The sequence below is a fragment of the Microbacterium halotolerans genome, assembly GCF_003569805.1.
Classification (GTDB): Bacteria; Actinomycetota; Actinomycetes; order Actinomycetales; family Microbacteriaceae; genus Microbacterium; species Microbacterium halotolerans.
Genome location: NZ_KZ984053.1, coordinates 296,647 through 312,729 on the forward strand (window position 1 = coordinate 296,647; position 16,083 = coordinate 312,729).

A 16,083-nucleotide genomic window follows, 5' to 3' on the forward strand; every position below is an offset into this window, starting at 1 on the left:
CAGTAGCGTTGCCGGTGTGTGTCGGCGCACGTAGCGTCGAAGCACCACCTGCCGGAGGACGAGAACCGCTGGCGCCCGCCCGTTCGACGAAGGAGCCAACAGACCATGAACTGGAAGTTCGAGACGCAGCAGATCCACGCCGGCGCTCAGCCCGACCCCACGACCGGGGCGCGCGCGACGCCGCTGTACCAGACGACGTCCTACGTGTTCCGGGATGCGAACCACGCGGAGAGCCTGTTCTCCCTGGCGGAGACGGGCAACATCTACACCCGCATCATGAACCCGACCCAGCAGGTCGCCGAGGAGCGCATCGCCGCGCTCGAGGGCGGTTCCGGTGCGCTCCTGGTCGCCAGCGGCCAGGCGGCCGAGACCTTCGCCGTGCTCAACATCGCACAGGTGGGCGACCACATCGTCTCGTCGAGCTCCATCTACGGCGGCACCTACAACCTGTTCAAGTTCACGCTCGCCAAGCTCGGCATCGAGGTGACCTTCGTCGAGAACCAGGACGACCTCGACGAGTGGCGCGCCGCCATCCGGCCCAACACCAAGCTGCTCTTCGGCGAGACCATCGGCAACCCGCGCATCAACGTGCTCGACATCGAGGCCGTCGCCGACATCGCGCACGAGGCGGGCCTGCCCCTCATCGTCGACAACACCATCGGAACGCCGTACCTCATCCAGCCGCTGCAGCACGGCGCCGACATCGTCGTGCACTCCGCGACGAAGTTCCTCTCGGGCCACGGCACCGTGATCGCCGGTGCGATCGTCGACGGCGGCAGCTTCGAGTGGTCGAAGCACGCCGACCGCTTCCCCGGCCTGACCGAGCCGGACGAGTCGTACAACGGCGTCAGCTACACCGGTGTGCTCGGCGACGCCGTCGCCTACATCACGAAGGCCCGCGTGCAGCTGCTGCGCGACCTGGGTGCCGCCGTCGCGCCGAACAACGCGTGGCAGCTCATCCAGGGCCTCGAGACGCTGTCGCTGCGCGTGGAGCGCCACGTCGAGAACGCGAAGGCGATCGCGAGCTGGCTCGAAGCGCGCGATGACGTCGCGACGGTGTACTACGGCAGCCTGCCGTCGTCGCCGTGGCACGCCAACGCCGAGAAGTACGCTCCGAAGGGTTCGGGCGCCGTGCTGTCGTTCGAATTGGCCGGCGGCGTAGACGCCGGTCGCGCGTTCGTCGACTCGCTGCAGCTGTTCAGCCACCTCGCCAACATCGGCGACGTGCGCTCGCTGGTGATCCACCCCGCATCGACGACGCACTCGCAGCTCACACCGGAGGAGCGCCTCACCGCAGGCGTCACGCCGGGCCTGGTGCGGCTCTCCGTCGGTCTGGAGCACATCGACGACCTCACCGCCGACCTCGAGCAGGCGTTCGCCGCCGCCGAGGCCGCACGGCCCTGACCCGCACCAAGAGGTCGCCGTCCGGATGATCCGGGCGGCGACCTCTTCATCGTCGCGCAGCCGGGCTATTCGCGGATGGCGGCACCGAGCTCGGCGAGCACAGCGGCGCGCGCGTCGCGGCCGCGGTCGCCGCGGCGCGTAGTCACGGCGTCGACGAGCGCCTCCGTGACGAGCATCAGCGCCGCCCTGCTGGTGTGCAGCAGCTCGTCGCGGAACGAGTCGTTCACGGGCGGCACGATCAGTGCGGCGTCGGCCACCTCGGTGATCGGCGAGCTCGCGAACGAGGTCATCGCGAGAACGCTGGCCCCGCTCCCGGCCGCGGCGCGCGCGACGGCGATGGTCTCCTCGTTCGCGCCCGATCCCGACACCACCAGGCACACGGACCCCTCGCCGAGCTGACGCGCCGCGATTCGCTGTGCCAGCGGGTCGAACAGCAGCTCGGCCGGTCGACCGGCCGAGCTCAGGCGCAGCACGAGATCGAGGGCGAGCGGCGACGACAGCCCGTTCGCGACCACGAGCACGCGACCGGCCGAGTCGAGGGCGCGCACGAACGTCTCGAGTGATTCCTCGGTCAGGCCGGCGATCGTGTGGCCGATGCGGCTCGCGAAGCGGTCGAACGAGGCGCGAAGCGACCCGAGCAGCGTGCCGTCTGCCGTGAGTTCGCCGGACGAGGCGCTCAGCGCGAGCTCTCCCGCGACGGCGACCCGCAGCTGCGGGAAACCGTCGTAGCCGAGCGTCTGTGCCGCGCGGATCACTGTCGCTCGGCCCACCCCGACCGCCTCGGCGACCTCCTGCGCCGTGCGCTCGACCGTGCCGGCGAGATCTTCTGCGACGGCGGCGGCGACGCGTCGCTCTCCCGAGTGCATCGACGGAGCCAGCGCGACGATCCTCGCGGTCGGCGGTGCGTCAGCGGATCCTTCCCAAGCCACGTGTGCCAGGTCCTTCCATGATGCGGCGGCGCAGAGCCCCCGAGACGGCGTCGATGAGCATCGTGGCCGCGATGACGACGATGAGCAGCATTCCGACGGTGGACCACTCACGATAGTTCGTGTAGTTGGACAGCATGCTTCCGATGCCGCCGGCGCCGACGAGCCCCAGCACCGCCGAGGTGCGGATGTTGATCTCGAAGCGGTACAGCGCGAACGACATCAGCGACGGCAGCGCGGCCGGCCAGAGCGCCCAGCGCAGCACGGCGACGCGACCGCCGCCCGCGGCGCGCACGGCCTCCGTCGCACCCTCGGACAGCGACTCGATCGTCTCGTACACCCATTTCCCCTGTGTGCCGATGCCCGCGATGCCCAGCGCGAGCGCGCCCGTGAACGGCGTCAGCCCGGTGATGGTGAGCAGCACCAGTGCGATGATGACCTCGGGAACCGCACGGATCACGGCGAACGCGCCGCGCAGGATCGTGCGCAGCCACGCGGGGCCCACACCGCGAGCGGCCAGCATGCCGAGCGGGATAGAGACCACGACGCACAGCAGCGCGCCGAGCCACGCCATCGAGATCGAGCGCCACATCTCGAACAGGGCGCGGGTGAGGCTGCTCCAGTCGGGCGCGGCGAACATCAGCGCGCCGTACTCGGCGGATGCCGCTGGCAGGCCGAGCAGCTTGCTCCAGTCGATGCCCATCGTCGCCGTCGCGACGATGATGATCGCGCCGACGGAGACGGCCCAGATCGTCTGCACCGCACGCGACGGCGGCTTCGGCAGCGCCGCGGTGCGCCCGGATGTCACACCGGTCATGCGATCCTCCTCCGCAGCAGGTTCGAACAGACCTCGATGATGAGCACGACGACGAGGATCTCCAGGATGATGATGGACACGTCGTCATAGGCGTAGAAGCCGAAGCGCTCGTCGAGCAGACGGCCGATTCCACCCGCGCCGACGATGCCGAGGATCGCCGAGATGCGCACGTTCAGCTCGAGCACATACAGCCACTGGTTCGCGAACAGCGGCAGGTTCTGCGGCAGTGCCAGCGTGCGGTTGAGCCGACCCTGCGTCGACCCCGCGGCGCGCCCCGCCTCCAGATAGGGATGCTCGGACGAGTCGATCGCCTCCGAGACCAGCTTGACGATGATGCCGATGTCGAACAGGAACAGCGTGATAAGGCCAGGCAGCGCCCCCACGCCGACGAGGGCGACCAGGATCGTCGCGTACACGAGGTCGGGAACGGACCGGATGACGTTGACGACCGTGCGCACGATGCCGCGCGTGACTGCATCGGGGTTCGTCGGCCGCGCCGCCCACAATGTCAGCGGCACGGAGACGAGAGCAGCGGAGGCGGCACCGACGAGCGCCATCTGCAGCGTCTCGAGCATGGGCTGCAGCGTGCGCGGGAAGAACGCCCAGTCAGGCTGGAGAAGCTGGAGCAGCTTGTCCGCACCGTTGCGCCAGTTGCGAGCGATCGCCGCGAAGTCGAGCTCCACCCCGCCGATCGCCGGCAGGCAGGTGAGCACCGTGAACACGACGAAGACGACGGCCCAGACCAGCCGCTTCGGCCAGGTCCGCGGCCGCGGCGGAACCGTGGACGCGGCGGTCGTCGTCACGATTCGGCTCCCAGCCTGTCCTGCGGCTGGATCCGGCGCCCGTAGATCTGCTCGAAGTCGGCATCGGTCGCGTTCGCGGCCGATCCGTCGTACACCAGTTCGCCGGCGCGCAGGCCGATCATGCGCGTGGTGTAGTCGCGGGCGAGGTCCATCAGGTGCAGGTTCACCAGCACCGTGAGCCCGCGCTCGACGCCGATCCGCTCCAGCTCCGCCATCACGGCGTGCGCCGTCGGCGGGTCCAGGCTCGCGACGGGCTCGTCGGCGAGCATCACGCGAGGCTTCTGCGACAGTGCGCGCGCGATCGCGACGCGCTGCTTCTGCCCACCCGAGAGCGATCCCGCCCTCGTCCAGACCTTGTCGAGCATGCCGACGGCCTCGAGAGAGCGCAGTGCGATCTCGCGGTCCTCGGCCGACGCGATGCCGAACAGCGAACGCAGCCACGACGAGCTCGCGAAGCGACCGACGAGGGTGTTGCGGTACACGTCGACGCGCTCGGCGAGGTTGAAGCCCTGGAAGATCATGCCGACGTGCCCGCGCAGTTCGCGCAGGCGACGACCCGACAGGCCGGAGACGGTGTGCGGACCGACCTCGACGGTGCCGCTCGTGACGGGGACGAGCCCGTTGATCGTGCGGATCAGGGTCGATTTTCCCGACCCTGACAACCCGACCACCGAGACCATCTCACCCGGCGAGATCGTGAGCGAGACGTTCCTCAGCGCCGTCGTGCCGTTGGGATAGGTGACGGATGCTCCGTCGAGGCGGATCGGCCACGAGGCGGAGGCCGGTGCGACACCGGCCTCCGCCCGTTCTGCGGGAGTGCTCATACCTGGGTCAGTTCGCGAACTGCTCGAGGATCTCGCCGTAGCGGGTGATCTCGTCCTCTGCCGTGTCCGCGCTCCAGTCCGACAGGCCGACCAGGTCGAACATGACAGTCGCCGCCTCGTCCGACGAGTCCGCGTACTCGTCGAGCAGCGTCGTCAGCTCTGCGGTCAGATCCTCGGGGAGCGCACTCGATGCCGCGACGCCGCCGTTCGGAATCATGTCGCTGTAGGCGAAGGCCACGGCCTTGTCCGCGATGTCGGGCATCTCCTCGGCGACGGTGGTGCGGGCGTCCCAGTAGGCGAAGCCGACTTCGGCGTCGCCGTTCGCGACGGCGAGCACGGCGTTGTTGTTCCCCTCCACGGGGATCTGCTCGATGTCGGCGTCGGTGTCGATGCCGAGTTCGCGCATCGCGACGACGGGGTACTGGTACCCGGCAGGGCTCGTCGCCGCCTGCAGCGCCACCGCTGCGCCTTCGGCGTTGGCCAGTGCGTCGACGCCCATCGGGCCCTGCCCCGTCGCCGACGCTCCCGCCTCCTCGAGGCCGTTGCAGTACGACAGCTCGATGCCGCTGGCGTCATAGGTCGCGGTGACGGGTTCGTCCTCGCAGTACGTGTCGGGGTCGTTCGTGTAGGCGACGGCTGCGTACGACGTCGCGCCGAAGCGCACATCGCGCAGGATCAGCTCAGCGTCGTACTGCTGCGTGGCGTTGTAGAGCGAGCCCGCGTCGGTGATGATGACCTGCGCCTGGTCGGCGCCGAGGGCCTCGACCGTTGCGGCGTAGTTGTTGGCGACGACGCCCTCGACCTCGATGTCGAGGTTGTCGGAGAGATAGCTGGTGAGCGGGTCGAGCGCCTGGGCGAGGTCCTCGCCCTCGACGGATGGCACGAGCGAGATCGTGATGGACTCCGGCCATTCGCCGGCCGCGGGCTCGTCAGCGCTCGCACATCCTGCGAGTCCGATGGCGAGGGCCGCGACGGCACCCGACGCGATGAGGGTCTTGCGCATGGGAGATGTCACCTTTCTCAGGAGCGAACCGTGTCGGGCGACACGGGGGTCGACGCGTCGGCGCTGCGGGCCCACGCGATGATCTGGGGGGCGAGCTCTGCGAGCGTCGCGGCGCGCATCGTTGCGGATGCACCTGATGCGGCAGCCGTCGCGCCCACGAGCGCCGTGTCGGCGCCAAGCGCGGCGGCGGGGGCGAGGTCGTTCTCGACCATGTCGCCGATCGACAGCACGGGGCCGTGCGCGATGAACTCCTCGATGACGGGAACGAGGCCGTCCGGCTTGCCGAGGTCGTAGCGCAGCTCGTCGAACCGCTCGCGCACGCCCCAGGCCTCGAGCACGCGCTCCACACCGAGCTCCGGGGCGTTGGTCGCGAGGACCACCCTCGTCGAGTCGGGGAGCTGCGCGAGCAGCGCGGGAAGGCCGGGAGCGACGTCGACCTGAGCACGGTCCGTGCCGAGCACCGCACGGCTCGATGCGTAGGCCGCCTGCACCTCAGCGGCGTCGACGCCTGCATCCGCCGCGGAACGGGCGACGACGTCGTAGCCGTCGCGGTAGCCGCGCTCCTCACCGCGCTCGAACGCCTCGAGCGTCGCCTGAACCCTGTCGAGGAAGCCCTCTCCCGCGTGCCTCGCGATCTCTTCCGCATAGGCGATGACGGGGCCGGTTCCGACCGCGACGGTGCCGTCGAAGTCGAAGACGAGAGTCGATGTCACAGGGGTTCCCTTTCTTTATGAACGCTTCGTCCACGATATGCGCCATTCATGAACGCTTTGGTCACGAAGAGATGAACATCGTGTGGACGGCGGGGATACCGATGGCGCGCAGAGATGAGGGCGCGGGGCCCGCGCTCAGTGCGGGGCGACCGCGTTCCAGCGCAGCCGCGGCGGCTCCGCGCGGACACCGGCCGCGAACGCTGCGGCGTCCGCAACGGGGAACACCGTCACCAGGGAGCCGTCGACGGCGTATGCCAGGACGCCCGGTGCGGTCACGACGGCGCGCGTCGGAACGCCGTCGACGGACTGGTCGATGACGTCGACCTGCTCCGGAGGGCTCGTCACGAGCGGCAGCGCCGCCGCCGTCACCCGCTCCAACGGGGTCGCGGCAGCGTCGTCCCGCAGCAGGAAGGCGTCCTCCGCCATCCCCAGGCGCGCGGCGAGAACTCCGTCGGTCCAGCGATCGCGCTTGTACCCGTAGGGGGTGACGACCTCCGAGAAGAAGTAGCCGTATACGTGCACCAGGCCCGCATTGCCGACGGGGAACTCCGCGTCGATCCGCGCCTCGGCGTGCAGCAGGTCGAACAGCTCCCTGTCGATGACCGCGGCGGCGACGTTCTCGTCGACGACCGTCGAGCGACCCCACGCGGACAGCCGCCCATCTGCGGCGTCGCGGCGGATGCCGCGCAGGGCGATGCCGAGGAGGGATCCGATCGCCATGCGTCCATGCTATTCCCGCTTCGCGGGAAGATCCGGATGCCCCATGCCCGTAACACCCGCGCACACCGGCGGCAAACACGGCAGAATGGGCGCGATGGACTGGCAGATCTCCGAAGACACCGTGCCGAGCGAGCTCGTCACGGAGCAGGACGCGCGGTCGATGGTGGGCCGCCCGCCCGCGACCGGCGCGTGGCGCGACGGCGATCCGGCAGGAGATCGCCAGTTCGCATCGTTCGGGGAGCTCTGGCTCGAGGGCGGAGAGTCGCTGCCCGGATTCCGGATCGCCTACGAGACGTGGGGCGAGCCGAACGAACGCGCCGACAATGCGGTCCTCATCCTGCATGCACTCACGGGCGACGGCCACGTGGCGGGCGACGCGGGTCCGGGGCACCCGACCGCGGGGTGGTGGAACGACATCGTCGGGGCCGGCAAGGCGATCGACACCGACACGTGGTTCGTCATCGCCCCGTACATGCTCGGCGGCTGCCAGGGCTCGACGGGGCCGGCGAGCGTGCATCCGGACGGCGATCCGTGGGCCTCCCGCTTCCCCTACGTGACGGTGCGCGACCAGGTCGACGCGCAGCAGCGGCTGGCCGATCATCTGGGCGTCGAGGCGTGGGCCGCTGTGATCGGCGGGTCGATGGGAGGCATGCAGGCGCTCGAGTGGGGCGCGAGCCTGCCGGAGCGCGTCGAGCGGCTCGCGGTGATCTCCGCTCCCCCGTTGAACACAGCAGACCAGATCGCGCTCGACTCGGTGCAGCTGCAGGCCATCGAGATGGACCCGCGCTTCCGCGGCGGCGAGTACTACGACGCCCCCGACGGCGAGGGCCCGCACCGGGGGCTCGCGCTAGCACGGCGCATGGCGCTGCTGAACTACCGCAGCCCGACGGAGCTCAACCAGCGGTTCCAGCGTTCGTGGCAGTCGAGCGTGAGCCCGCTCGGCCACGGCGGGCGATTCGCCGTGGAGAGCTACCTCGACTTCCACGGCAACAAGTTCACCCGCCGCTTCGATGCGAACAGCTACGTACGGCTCGTGCAGGCGATGGACTCGCACGACGTCGGCCGCGACCGCGGCGGCGTCGAGAGCGCCCTGGCGCAGGTGACGGCCAGGACTCTCGTGCTCGGCGTCGACAGCGACCGGCTCTTCCCGATCAGCGGGCAGCACCGCATCGCCCGCGGCATCCGGAACACGCTCGACGGCGACGAAGCCGTCGTGCTCACGAGCGATTTCGGCCACGACGGCTTCCTGATCGAGACGACGAACATCGCCCATCACCTGCGCAGGCTGCTGGAGGCGTAGAGACGCACCCTGGTGCGGATGTCGGTGGCTGCTGGCAGGATGGCACCATGCCGGAGATGCCCGAGGTCCAGGGGCTCGTCGACTTCCTCGACGACTCGCTCACGGGGCTGCGCTTCACACGGGTCACCATGGCGTCGTTCGCCGCGCTGCGCACCTTCGCCCCACCGATCGGTGATCTGCAGGGTGCCGAGGTGACGGAGGTGCTGCGGCACGGCAAGTTCGTCGACATCGCCACCGCCGAGATCCGACTCGTCTTCCACCTCGCCAAGGCGGGGTGGCTGCGCTGGTACGACGCACTGCCGCAGACCGCGCTGAAGCCGGGCCGCTCCCCCATCGCGCTGCGCGTCGGCTTCGACGACGGCAGCGGATTCGACCTCACCGAGGCCGGCACCAGGAAGGCCCTCGCCGTCTACGCCGTACGCGCGCCATCCGACGTTCCGGGCATCGCCAGGCTCGGCACAGATCCGCTCTCCGACGATTTCACGCTCGACGCGCTCGCGGAGCTGCTGGAAGACAGGCGCACGCAGATCAAAGGACTCCTGCGCGACCAGTCCACGATCGCAGGCATCGGCAACGCCTACTCCGACGAGATCCTGCACGTCGCGAGGATGTCGCCCTATGCGCCGGCAGCGTCGCTGTCCGAGGCCGACGTCGCTCGCCTGTATGAAGCGATCCGAGAGACGCTGCGCGATGCCGTCTCCGCGGCGTCCGGCCGTCCTCCCGCCGATCTCAAGGACGCCAAGCGCCGCGGCATGCGCGTGCACGGTCGCCGAGGCGAGTCGTGCCCCGTATGCGGCGACGTCGTTCGCAGCGTCTTCTTCGCCGACCGGTCCATGGAGTACTGCCCCACATGCCAGACCGGCGACAAGGTGCTCGCAGATCGCAGGCGGTCGCGCCTGTTGAAGTAGCGTTCAGCCTTCGATCGCCCGTTCCAGACGTTCGATCTTGCCGTCGATCTCGCCGGAGCGGCCGGGCCGGATGTCGGCCTTCAGCACGAGGGAGATGCGCGACCCGAATGGTTCGACGGCCTCGGTTGCGCGCTTGACGACGTCCATCACGGTGTCCCAGTCCGGACCCTCGATCTCCGTGAACATGCTGCTCGTGCGGTTCGGGAGCCCGGAGTCGCGCACCACCTTCACGGCGGCGGCGACCGCGTCGTGCACGGAGCCGTCCTCCCTGCCGGTGCCGGACGGTGCGACGGAGAAGGCGACGAGCATGCATAGAGCCTACTCACAGTCGAGCGATGGCCTCCACGTCGTCGCCGAACTCGCGCACCGTCTCCTCCGAGACGGTCGCCCTGGTCGCCCGCAGCGCCGTCAGGTAGTCCGCCGTGACCATCGGGCTGTCTCTGCCCCCGTTCACAGCGCGGGCCAGTGCCTCCTGCGAGGCGCGCCGCGCCGCGTACTCGATGTCCGCCGGGGTGAGTCCGTCGCTCGCGGCCACGAGCGCGTCGAAGTCGAGTCCGTCCGCGACGTGCCTCGGCACGTACCGCCGCCAGATCGCTCGCCTGGCCGCGCCATCCGGGAGGCCGATCGGGATGACGTAGTCGAACCTGCCGTGCCGCAGGAAGGCAGCGTCGAGCGCGCGCACGAAGTTCGTCGCGCACACGAGCAGGCGTCCCTCGCGCTCGCGGAACTCGGCGACCAGCTTGAGCAGTTCGTTCGTCACGCCCTGCATCGGCGACGGCGGCTCTCCCCCACGGCGGGCGGCGATCTCCTCGACCTCGTCGATGAACACGACCGCATGCTCCAGCTCCCCGATCGTCCGGAACGTCTCGCGCAGCGCCGCGGCCAGACCGCCGGGCTCGCCGGACAGGCGCGAGGGGAACAGCTCGACGAACGGCCAGTCCAGCCGCGAGGCGACGGCCTTGGCGAAGGTCGTCTTGCCGGTGCCCGGCGGCCCGAACAGCATCACAGCCCTCGGCGGCACCACACCGTACTCATCCGCGAGGTCGGGGCGGGACAGCGGCAGCACGAGACGCTCCTGCAGCAGGTCCTTCTCCCGCTGCATGCCGCTGACGGCATCCCAGAGGTGACGAGGCAGGATCCGGCCGCCGACGTCCTTGAGCAGGTCGAGCTCCCTGCGCTGCACCGGCATCTGCCGCTCGAGGTAGCGCAGCTGCGTGCGGGCCTCGAAGCCGTTCGCCGTGAGACCGTCGAGGCTTCCCGCGCGCTCCGGCACCAGGATCGACAGCTTGCCGAGACCGAGCGGAGCCATCCGGCGCTCGAGCGCGTCGAGCAGCCCCGCCTCGACCCTGTCGTCGCGCTCGTGCTCCGTCACGCCGAAGAACACGATCCAGCCCTGCGCGTGCGCGGCCCGACCGACCGCCGCCCCGACGATCTCGTCGTCGCGGACGGCGACGACGGCGTGGTCGCGCTGGCACGAGGCGATCACCTCGCTGAGCGCGTAGACGGGCGACTCCTCGCGCGCCGCTTCTTCCCACAGACGCACGATCGCGTCGAGGTCGTCGTCATGGAACTCGCGTATTCGGGTACGGCTCATCTCTGCCTCCTGGCGGCTCGGCTGCTCCGGATGGAGCGGATCGGGTGCCGGCAGGGGTCGTGCCGTTCGCGGGCCCCGGATCGGGGACGTGCACCGAGCGTAACCGTCTGGGCCCGCGCCCGGACCTGCGCCGATCGACGAAACAACCGGGTTTCTTCCGATTCGGATCAATTCACGCACTGCCCAGCTCGCAGCGCGCGGGCTCAGGACTGCGTCATGGCGAGCGCGTGAGTGTGGGCGGCGGGGAGGTGGGCGGCGACGTCGAGCGCGGTGATGGCATGCCCGAATGGGTCGACCTGCCCGGCGGCGGACGTGCCCGGAGTGAGCTGGCCCGCTGCGATGCGGCCCGCGATGCCGTGCAGCCATGCCGCCGTCGCCGCGATCGGACCGAGCTCCTCGACGTCGAGCACCGCTGGGTCCCGTGCAGCACCCTGTTCCTCGTCAGCGGGCGATTCCCGCTCCGCGTCCGGTGACCGTCGGCGCCTGGCCGCCGCACCGGCCAGCAGAGCGCCCGTCGCGCCCGCCAGCACGTCACCGGTTCCCGCCGTCGCCAGCCACGGCGTTCCCGCTCTCACCACGGTCCACCATCCGCCGGGCGTCGCGATGAGCGTCTCCGCGCCTTTGAGCAGCACGACACCGCCGAGCGCGACGGCCGTCTCGCGCACCACGAGCAGCCGCTCAGCGAACCCCGCCTTCAGACGACGGTCGAGCGGGTCGCCGTCGATGTCGTCGATCCCCAGTCCGAGCGGAATCCTCACCTCGGCCAGCTCCGCCTCGTGCGGCGTCACGATCACGGGCCCGCGCACGTCCGTGACGAGATCGAGCGCACCCGCATCGAGCACGGTAGGCACGGCGGAGCGCAGCAGCGCCCGGAACGCCCCGGTGATACGCTCATCGCGGTTCCGGCCATCGACCCCCGAGCCGATCACGGCGGCGTCGATCCGGCCCATCCGATTCACCACCGTCTCCGGCCTGCGCTGCAGCACGAGCTGCGCCACCGCGGGGTCGCCCTGCCACGTCACCATGCCGACGCCCGCGCGCCATGCCCCCTCGACCGAGAGCACGGCCGCGCCGGGGTACGGACGCGAACCGGTCCGCAGCGACACCACACCTCGGGAATACTTGTGATCGCCCATAGTTGGCAGTTGAAGGGTGCTCGCGACATCCGCGGCGCCCCACTCGGTGCGGTCAGCGCCGTTCGCGGCGAATCCGGCTGGCATGCCGCCAGACTACGCCCGCCGCAGTCAGCCGACACCGCACGCCGAGCCCAGAGGAAAGGCATCCATGTCCCAGTTGTTCTCCCCGATCTCGCTGCGCGAGCAGACGTTCCGCAACCGCCTCTGGGTGTCGCCGATGTGCCAGTACAGCGCCGTCGACGGGGTCGTGAACGACTGGCACCACGTGCACCTGGCGCAGTTCGCCTCCGGCGGCGCTGGCCTCGTGATCGCTGAGGCCTCCGCCGTGGTCCCCGAGGGACGCATCTCACCGCGCGACGCCGGCATCTGGAACGACGAGCAGCGCGACGCGTGGCGGCCGATCGTGGATTCTATCCATGCACGAGGTTCGAAGGCGGCGATCCAGCTCGCGCATGCCGGGCGCAAGGCGTCGACCTGGTGGCCGTTCGCCGAGCAGGCGGCCTCGGGCCGCGGATCGGTGGCGCCGGACGAGGGCGGCTGGGTCTCCGAGGCGCCGTCTCCGATCGCGTACGAGGGGTTCGCGGCCCCGGATGAGCTGAGCCGCGAACGCATCGACGAGATCGCCGCGGCCTTCGCCGCCGCCGCCCGCCGCGCGGTCGAGGCAGGCTTCGATGCCGTCGAGCTGCACGCGGCGCACGGATACCTGCTGCACGAGTTCCTCTCGCCGCTGTCGAATGAGCGCACCGACGAGCACGGCGGATCTCTCGAGAACCGCGCGCGACTTGTGCTGCGCGTCATCAGCGAGGTGCGCGCCGAGGTGGGCGAGGCCTACCCGATCCTGGTGCGCTTCTCGGCGACAGACTCCGCGCCAGGCGGGCTCGAGGTCGACGACATCGCTCAGGTCGCCGCCTGGGCGGTCGACGCGGGAGCGGACTTCTTCGATGTGTCGTCGAGCGGGCTGGTCGCACACCAGCAGATCGACGCGCACCCCGGCTACCAGGTGGTCTTCGCCGCGCGCGTGCGCGAGATATCCGGGGCGCCGACGGGCGCCGTCGGAATCATCACGACCGGGGCCCAGGCGGAGGAGGTCATCTCCTCAGGCTCAGCCGACGTCGTGCTCGCCGCCCGAGAGTGGCTCCGCGACCCCCACTTCGCCCTCCGTGCGGCCACAGAACTCGCCGAGCCCCCTGAGCGCCTCTGGCCCGCCCAGTACCTCCGAGCCCACCGCGCGGTCTGACGAGCGCACAGCCTGACAACGCAGCCAGGCGCACCCACCGGCGGGTCCCCGCCGCCGATAGGCGCGTGGATGGCAAGGCGGAGGAAGGAGTCGGGCCGAATGACCGGCGACTGACGACAACGCCGCCAGCCGCGTGCCTAGCGGCGGCGGGTGGCGTCGTGGACTTCGCCGACGAGCTCCTCGATAACATCCTCCAGGAACAGCACGCCCGTGGTCTCACCCTGCGCGTTGCGCACGCGGGCGAGGTGGCGACCGGTGCGACGCATCACCGCGAGGGCGTCCTCGAGGTCGGTCGACTCCTGCACCGGCACCATGTGGTGAATGCGCTTGGCTGGCACCTGCGCGTCCGCATGCTCGTTCTCGCGGCCGCCCTCCGCGGCTCGGAGCACGTCCTTGAGGTGCACGTATCCTCGGGGTACGCCGTCGCCGTTGACGATGGCGTACCGGGAGTAGCCGTGCTTCGCCACGGCACGCTCGATCGCTGCAGGGGTCGTCGTCTCCGGCAGAGTGACGAGCTTGTCGAGCGGCACCGCGATGTCGCCGGCGTGCTTGTCGGTGAACTCCACAACCGCCGATACGGTGCCCGCGGTATCCTTCAGCACGCCCTCGCGCCGCGACGCGTCGACGATCGTCGCCACCTCGTCGAGCGTGAACGTCGAGTTCGCCTCGGACTTCGGTTCGATGCGGAACAGCCGCAGCGCGCCGTTGGCGATGCCGTTGAGCACCCAGATCACCGGATGGAAGACCTTCGACACCCACACCAGCGGCGGCGCGAGGATCAGCACGGCACGATCCGGCACGGAGAAGGCGATGTTCTTCGCGACCATCTCGCCGAACACGACGTGCAGATACGTCACGATCAGCAGCGCGATCACGAATCCCACGGTTCCGACCGCGGCATCCGGCATTCCCGTCAGCCCCAGCGGCACCTCGAGCAGATGGTGGATCGACGGCTCGGAGACGTTCAGGATCAGCAGCGAGCAGATCGTGATGCCCAGCTGCGAGGTCGCCAGCATCAACGTGGCGTGCTCCATGGCATACAGCGCCGTCTTCGCCGCGCGATTGCCCTTCTCCGCTCGAGGCTCGATCTGCGACCGACGCGCCGAGATCACGGCGAACTCGGCGCCGACGAAGAAGGCGTTCCCGATCAGCAGGACGAACAGCCAGAAGATTCCCGCCCAATCGCTCACGACGGATCACCCCCGTCGACCGGTTCCCGGACGGGCTGGGGAGTGAACCTCACCCTGTCGACGCGGCGACCGTCCATCCGTTCGACCGTCAGGCGGCCGCGCTCGGTGGGCACCGTGTCTCCGACGCGCGGCACCCGCTCGAGCGCGCTCATGATGAACCCTCCGACCGTGTCATAGTCCTCGCTCGGCGGCACGGCGACGCCCGCCCGGTCGAACAGCTCATCGGGCCGCAGCTCGGCGGGGAAGGTCAGTGACCCGCTGTGGCTGACCACGCCGGCGAGGCGTCTGTCGTGCTCGTCCGACACTTCGCCGACGATCTCCTCGACGAGATCCTCCAGCGTGACCACACCTGCCGTTCCACCGTACTCGTCGACGACGATCGCCATCTGATACCCGCGCGAGCGCAGCTCGGCGATCAGCTGATCGAGCCTCACGGTCTCCGGCACGCGCAGCGGCTCCGACCCCAGCGCACCGGCCGGCACGTCGGACCGCTTCCCGCGCGGCACGCTGATCGCGGCCTTGAGGTGCACGATGCTGGAGATGTCGTCGAGCGATTCGCCGTACAGCGGGAAGCGGCTGTGCCCCGTGCGCACGGCGAGATCGATCACGTCCTGGGCCGAATCGTCCGCGGCGAGCGCGTGCATGCGCGGACGCGGCGTCATCACGTCCGACGCGCTCAGGCGTGCGAAGGTGAGGCTGCGGTCGAGCAGCGTCGCCGTATCCTCCTCGAGCATGCCCGCCAAGGCCGAGCGGCGCACGAGGCTGGACAGCTCCTCTGCCGAGCGCGCCCCGGAGAGCTCTTCCTGCGGTTCGATGCCGATCGCACGCAGCACCGCGTTGGCGCTGCCGTTCAGCAGAGCGACGATGGGCCGGAACACTGCGCTGAAGGCCAGCTGGAACGGCGCGACGATCTTCGCCGTGACCAGCGGGACGGCGAGCGCCATGTTCTTGGGCACGAGCTCGCCGATGATCATCGACAGGATCGTGGCGATCGTCATCGCGATCACCGTGGCGATCGGCACCGCCACCTCATCCGGCACGCCGAGCAGATCGAACAGCGGCGCGAGCATCCGTGAGAACGCCGGCTCGAGCGTGTACCCGGTCAGCAGGGTCGTCAGCGTGATGCCGAGCTGTGCGCTGGACAGATGCGTCGACGTTCTGCGCAGAGCCCGGATGGTCAGGCCGAGTCGCGATTCGCCCCGAGCCTGGCGCGCCTCCAGTTCTGCCCGGTCGAGATTCACCAAGGCGAACTCACTGCCGACGAACAGGCCTGTCCCTACGGTCAGCAGGAGCCCCACCCCGATCAGAATCCAATCGGTCACGCCGGATCACCCCCTGAAGGGGTCTGCGTGGAATCGGAGGGGCGGGGCGCGATACTCGGAGGGTCGTCCATCGTATCGACAACTATAGCGGCAGCAGCTCGGAAGCGTCTGCCTGTCGCCGCGGAGTGCTCCAGGATGTGGGCTAGGCTGGAACACCGGATGCGCGACCAAACTGCGCAGGCTTCT

At 69.9% G+C, this 16,083-nt stretch carries 16 protein-coding genes; 4 read left to right on the forward strand and 12 right to left on the reverse strand.

The genetic code is table 11. The features are described from left to right. The first annotated feature begins 48 nt into the window (after window positions 1–48). Window positions 49–1,404, forward strand: a complete 1,356-nt coding sequence (locus DZG09_RS13455) for a bifunctional o-acetylhomoserine/o-acetylserine sulfhydrylase (protein ID WP_276116270.1) — start codon at window positions 49–51, stop codon at window positions 1,402–1,404. Between the two features lie 65 nt (window positions 1,405–1,469). Here DZG09_RS13455 and DZG09_RS13460 read toward each other — a convergent pair whose 3' ends face one another. From DZG09_RS13460 to DZG09_RS13490, 7 genes are all read right to left on the reverse strand, one after another. Further along, window positions 1,470–2,333 carry a MurR/RpiR family transcriptional regulator gene (locus DZG09_RS13460; RefSeq protein WP_119698255.1) on the reverse strand — a complete coding sequence of 288 codons (864 nt, stop codon included), beginning with the start codon at window positions 2,331–2,333 and terminating at the stop codon, window positions 1,470–1,472. Then, a complete protein-coding gene (phnE, locus tag DZG09_RS13465; RefSeq protein WP_119698256.1) occupies window positions 2,311–3,147 on the reverse strand; it encodes a phosphonate ABC transporter, permease protein PhnE in 837 nt (278 codons plus the stop codon). The genes DZG09_RS13460 and phnE (DZG09_RS13465) overlap by 23 nt, the downstream gene beginning before the upstream one ends. Then, on the reverse strand, window positions 3,144–3,950 hold the full coding sequence (gene phnE / locus DZG09_RS13470; RefSeq protein WP_119698257.1) for a phosphonate ABC transporter, permease protein PhnE: 807 nt from the start codon (window positions 3,948–3,950) through the stop codon (window positions 3,144–3,146). Before phnE (DZG09_RS13470) ends, phnE (DZG09_RS13465) begins: the two co-directional genes overlap by 4 nt. Beyond that, a complete protein-coding gene (phnC, locus tag DZG09_RS13475; RefSeq protein ID WP_119698258.1) occupies window positions 3,947–4,774 on the reverse strand; it encodes a phosphonate ABC transporter ATP-binding protein in 828 nt (275 codons plus the stop codon). Before phnC ends, phnE (DZG09_RS13470) begins: the two co-directional genes overlap by 4 nt. Window positions 4,775–4,781: 7 nt before the next feature. Then, window positions 4,782–5,777 (reverse strand): phosphate/phosphite/phosphonate ABC transporter substrate-binding protein, encoded by a 996-nt coding sequence (gene phnD, locus DZG09_RS13480; RefSeq protein ID WP_119698259.1) that lies wholly within the window; start codon window positions 5,775–5,777, stop codon window positions 4,782–4,784. 17 nt (window positions 5,778–5,794) lie between these two features. Continuing rightward, window positions 5,795–6,490, reverse strand: coding sequence for an HAD family hydrolase (locus DZG09_RS13485; RefSeq protein WP_119698260.1), 696 nt, complete (start codon window positions 6,488–6,490; stop codon window positions 5,795–5,797). Window positions 6,491–6,625: 135 nt separating this feature from the next. Next, window positions 6,626–7,210, reverse strand: coding sequence for an amino acid deaminase (locus DZG09_RS13490; RefSeq protein ID WP_119698261.1), 585 nt, complete (start codon window positions 7,208–7,210; stop codon window positions 6,626–6,628). 94 nt (window positions 7,211–7,304) lie between these two features. Here DZG09_RS13490 and metX point away from each other — a divergent pair, with 94 nt between their 5' ends. Both metX and DZG09_RS13500 read left to right on the forward strand, forming a co-directional pair. After that, a complete protein-coding gene (gene metX / locus DZG09_RS13495) occupies window positions 7,305–8,510 on the forward strand; it encodes a homoserine O-acetyltransferase MetX (protein ID WP_119698262.1) in 1,206 nt (401 codons plus the stop codon). Window positions 8,511–8,557: 47 nt separating this feature from the next. Further along, on the forward strand, window positions 8,558–9,418 hold the full coding sequence (locus tag DZG09_RS13500) for an Fpg/Nei family DNA glycosylase (protein WP_119698263.1): 861 nt from the start codon (window positions 8,558–8,560) through the stop codon (window positions 9,416–9,418). 3 nt (window positions 9,419–9,421) lie between these two features. Here DZG09_RS13500 and DZG09_RS13505 read toward each other — a convergent pair whose 3' ends face one another. From DZG09_RS13505 to DZG09_RS13515, 3 genes are all read right to left on the reverse strand, one after another. Then, window positions 9,422–9,727: a thiamine-binding protein gene (locus DZG09_RS13505; RefSeq protein ID WP_119698264.1), complete on the reverse strand. Its 306-nt coding sequence runs from the start codon at window positions 9,725–9,727 to the stop codon at window positions 9,422–9,424. Window positions 9,728–9,740: 13 nt separating this feature from the next. Further along, window positions 9,741–11,012, reverse strand: coding sequence for an ATP-binding protein (locus DZG09_RS13510; RefSeq protein WP_119698265.1), 1,272 nt, complete (start codon window positions 11,010–11,012; stop codon window positions 9,741–9,743). Between the two features lie 203 nt (window positions 11,013–11,215). Then, window positions 11,216–12,232 (reverse strand): ADP-dependent NAD(P)H-hydrate dehydratase, encoded by a 1,017-nt coding sequence (locus tag DZG09_RS13515; protein ID WP_119698266.1) that lies wholly within the window; start codon window positions 12,230–12,232, stop codon window positions 11,216–11,218. A 64-nt stretch (window positions 12,233–12,296) separates the two neighbouring features. On the opposite strand from DZG09_RS13515, the gene DZG09_RS13520 reads away from it, so the two are divergent. Beyond that, window positions 12,297–13,385: an NADH:flavin oxidoreductase/NADH oxidase gene (locus tag DZG09_RS13520; protein ID WP_119698267.1), complete on the forward strand. Its 1,089-nt coding sequence runs from the start codon at window positions 12,297–12,299 to the stop codon at window positions 13,383–13,385. Window positions 13,386–13,522: 137 nt separating this feature from the next. Here DZG09_RS13520 and DZG09_RS13525 read toward each other — a convergent pair whose 3' ends face one another. Both DZG09_RS13525 and DZG09_RS13530 read right to left on the reverse strand, forming a co-directional pair. Next, a complete protein-coding gene (locus DZG09_RS13525; RefSeq protein ID WP_119698268.1) occupies window positions 13,523–14,575 on the reverse strand; it encodes a hemolysin family protein in 1,053 nt (350 codons plus the stop codon). Next, on the reverse strand, window positions 14,572–15,897 hold the full coding sequence (locus DZG09_RS13530) for a hemolysin family protein (RefSeq protein ID WP_162893318.1): 1,326 nt from the start codon (window positions 15,895–15,897) through the stop codon (window positions 14,572–14,574). The genes DZG09_RS13525 and DZG09_RS13530 overlap by 4 nt, the downstream gene beginning before the upstream one ends. Window positions 15,898–16,083: the final 186 nt, after the last annotated feature.

Bases quoted from the DNA above. Each gene is read 5' to 3' on its own strand.
- phnE (WP_119698256.1), bottom strand. From the start codon at position 3,147: ATGACCGGTGTGACATCCGGGCGCACCGCGGCGCTGCCGAAGCCGCCG.
- phnC (WP_119698258.1), bottom strand. From the start codon at position 4,774: ATGAGCACTCCCGCAGAACGGGCGGAGGCCGGTGTCGCACCGGCCTCC.
- phnD (WP_119698259.1), bottom strand. From the start codon at position 5,777: ATGCGCAAGACCCTCATCGCGTCGGGTGCCGTCGCGGCCCTCGCCATC.
- DZG09_RS13490 (WP_119698261.1), bottom strand. From the start codon at position 7,210: ATGGCGATCGGATCCCTCCTCGGCATCGCCCTGCGCGGCATCCGCCGC.
- metX (WP_119698262.1), top strand. From the start codon at position 7,305: ATGGACTGGCAGATCTCCGAAGACACCGTGCCGAGCGAGCTCGTCACG.
- DZG09_RS13500 (WP_119698263.1), top strand. From the start codon at position 8,558: ATGCCGGAGATGCCCGAGGTCCAGGGGCTCGTCGACTTCCTCGACGAC.
- DZG09_RS13505 (WP_119698264.1), bottom strand. From the start codon at position 9,727: ATGCTCGTCGCCTTCTCCGTCGCACCGTCCGGCACCGGCAGGGAGGAC.
- DZG09_RS13510 (WP_119698265.1), bottom strand. From the start codon at position 11,012: ATGAGCCGTACCCGAATACGCGAGTTCCATGACGACGACCTCGACGCG.
- DZG09_RS13515 (WP_119698266.1), bottom strand. From the start codon at position 12,232: ATGCCAGCCGGATTCGCCGCGAACGGCGCTGACCGCACCGAGTGGGGC.
- DZG09_RS13520 (WP_119698267.1), top strand. From the start codon at position 12,297: ATGTCCCAGTTGTTCTCCCCGATCTCGCTGCGCGAGCAGACGTTCCGC.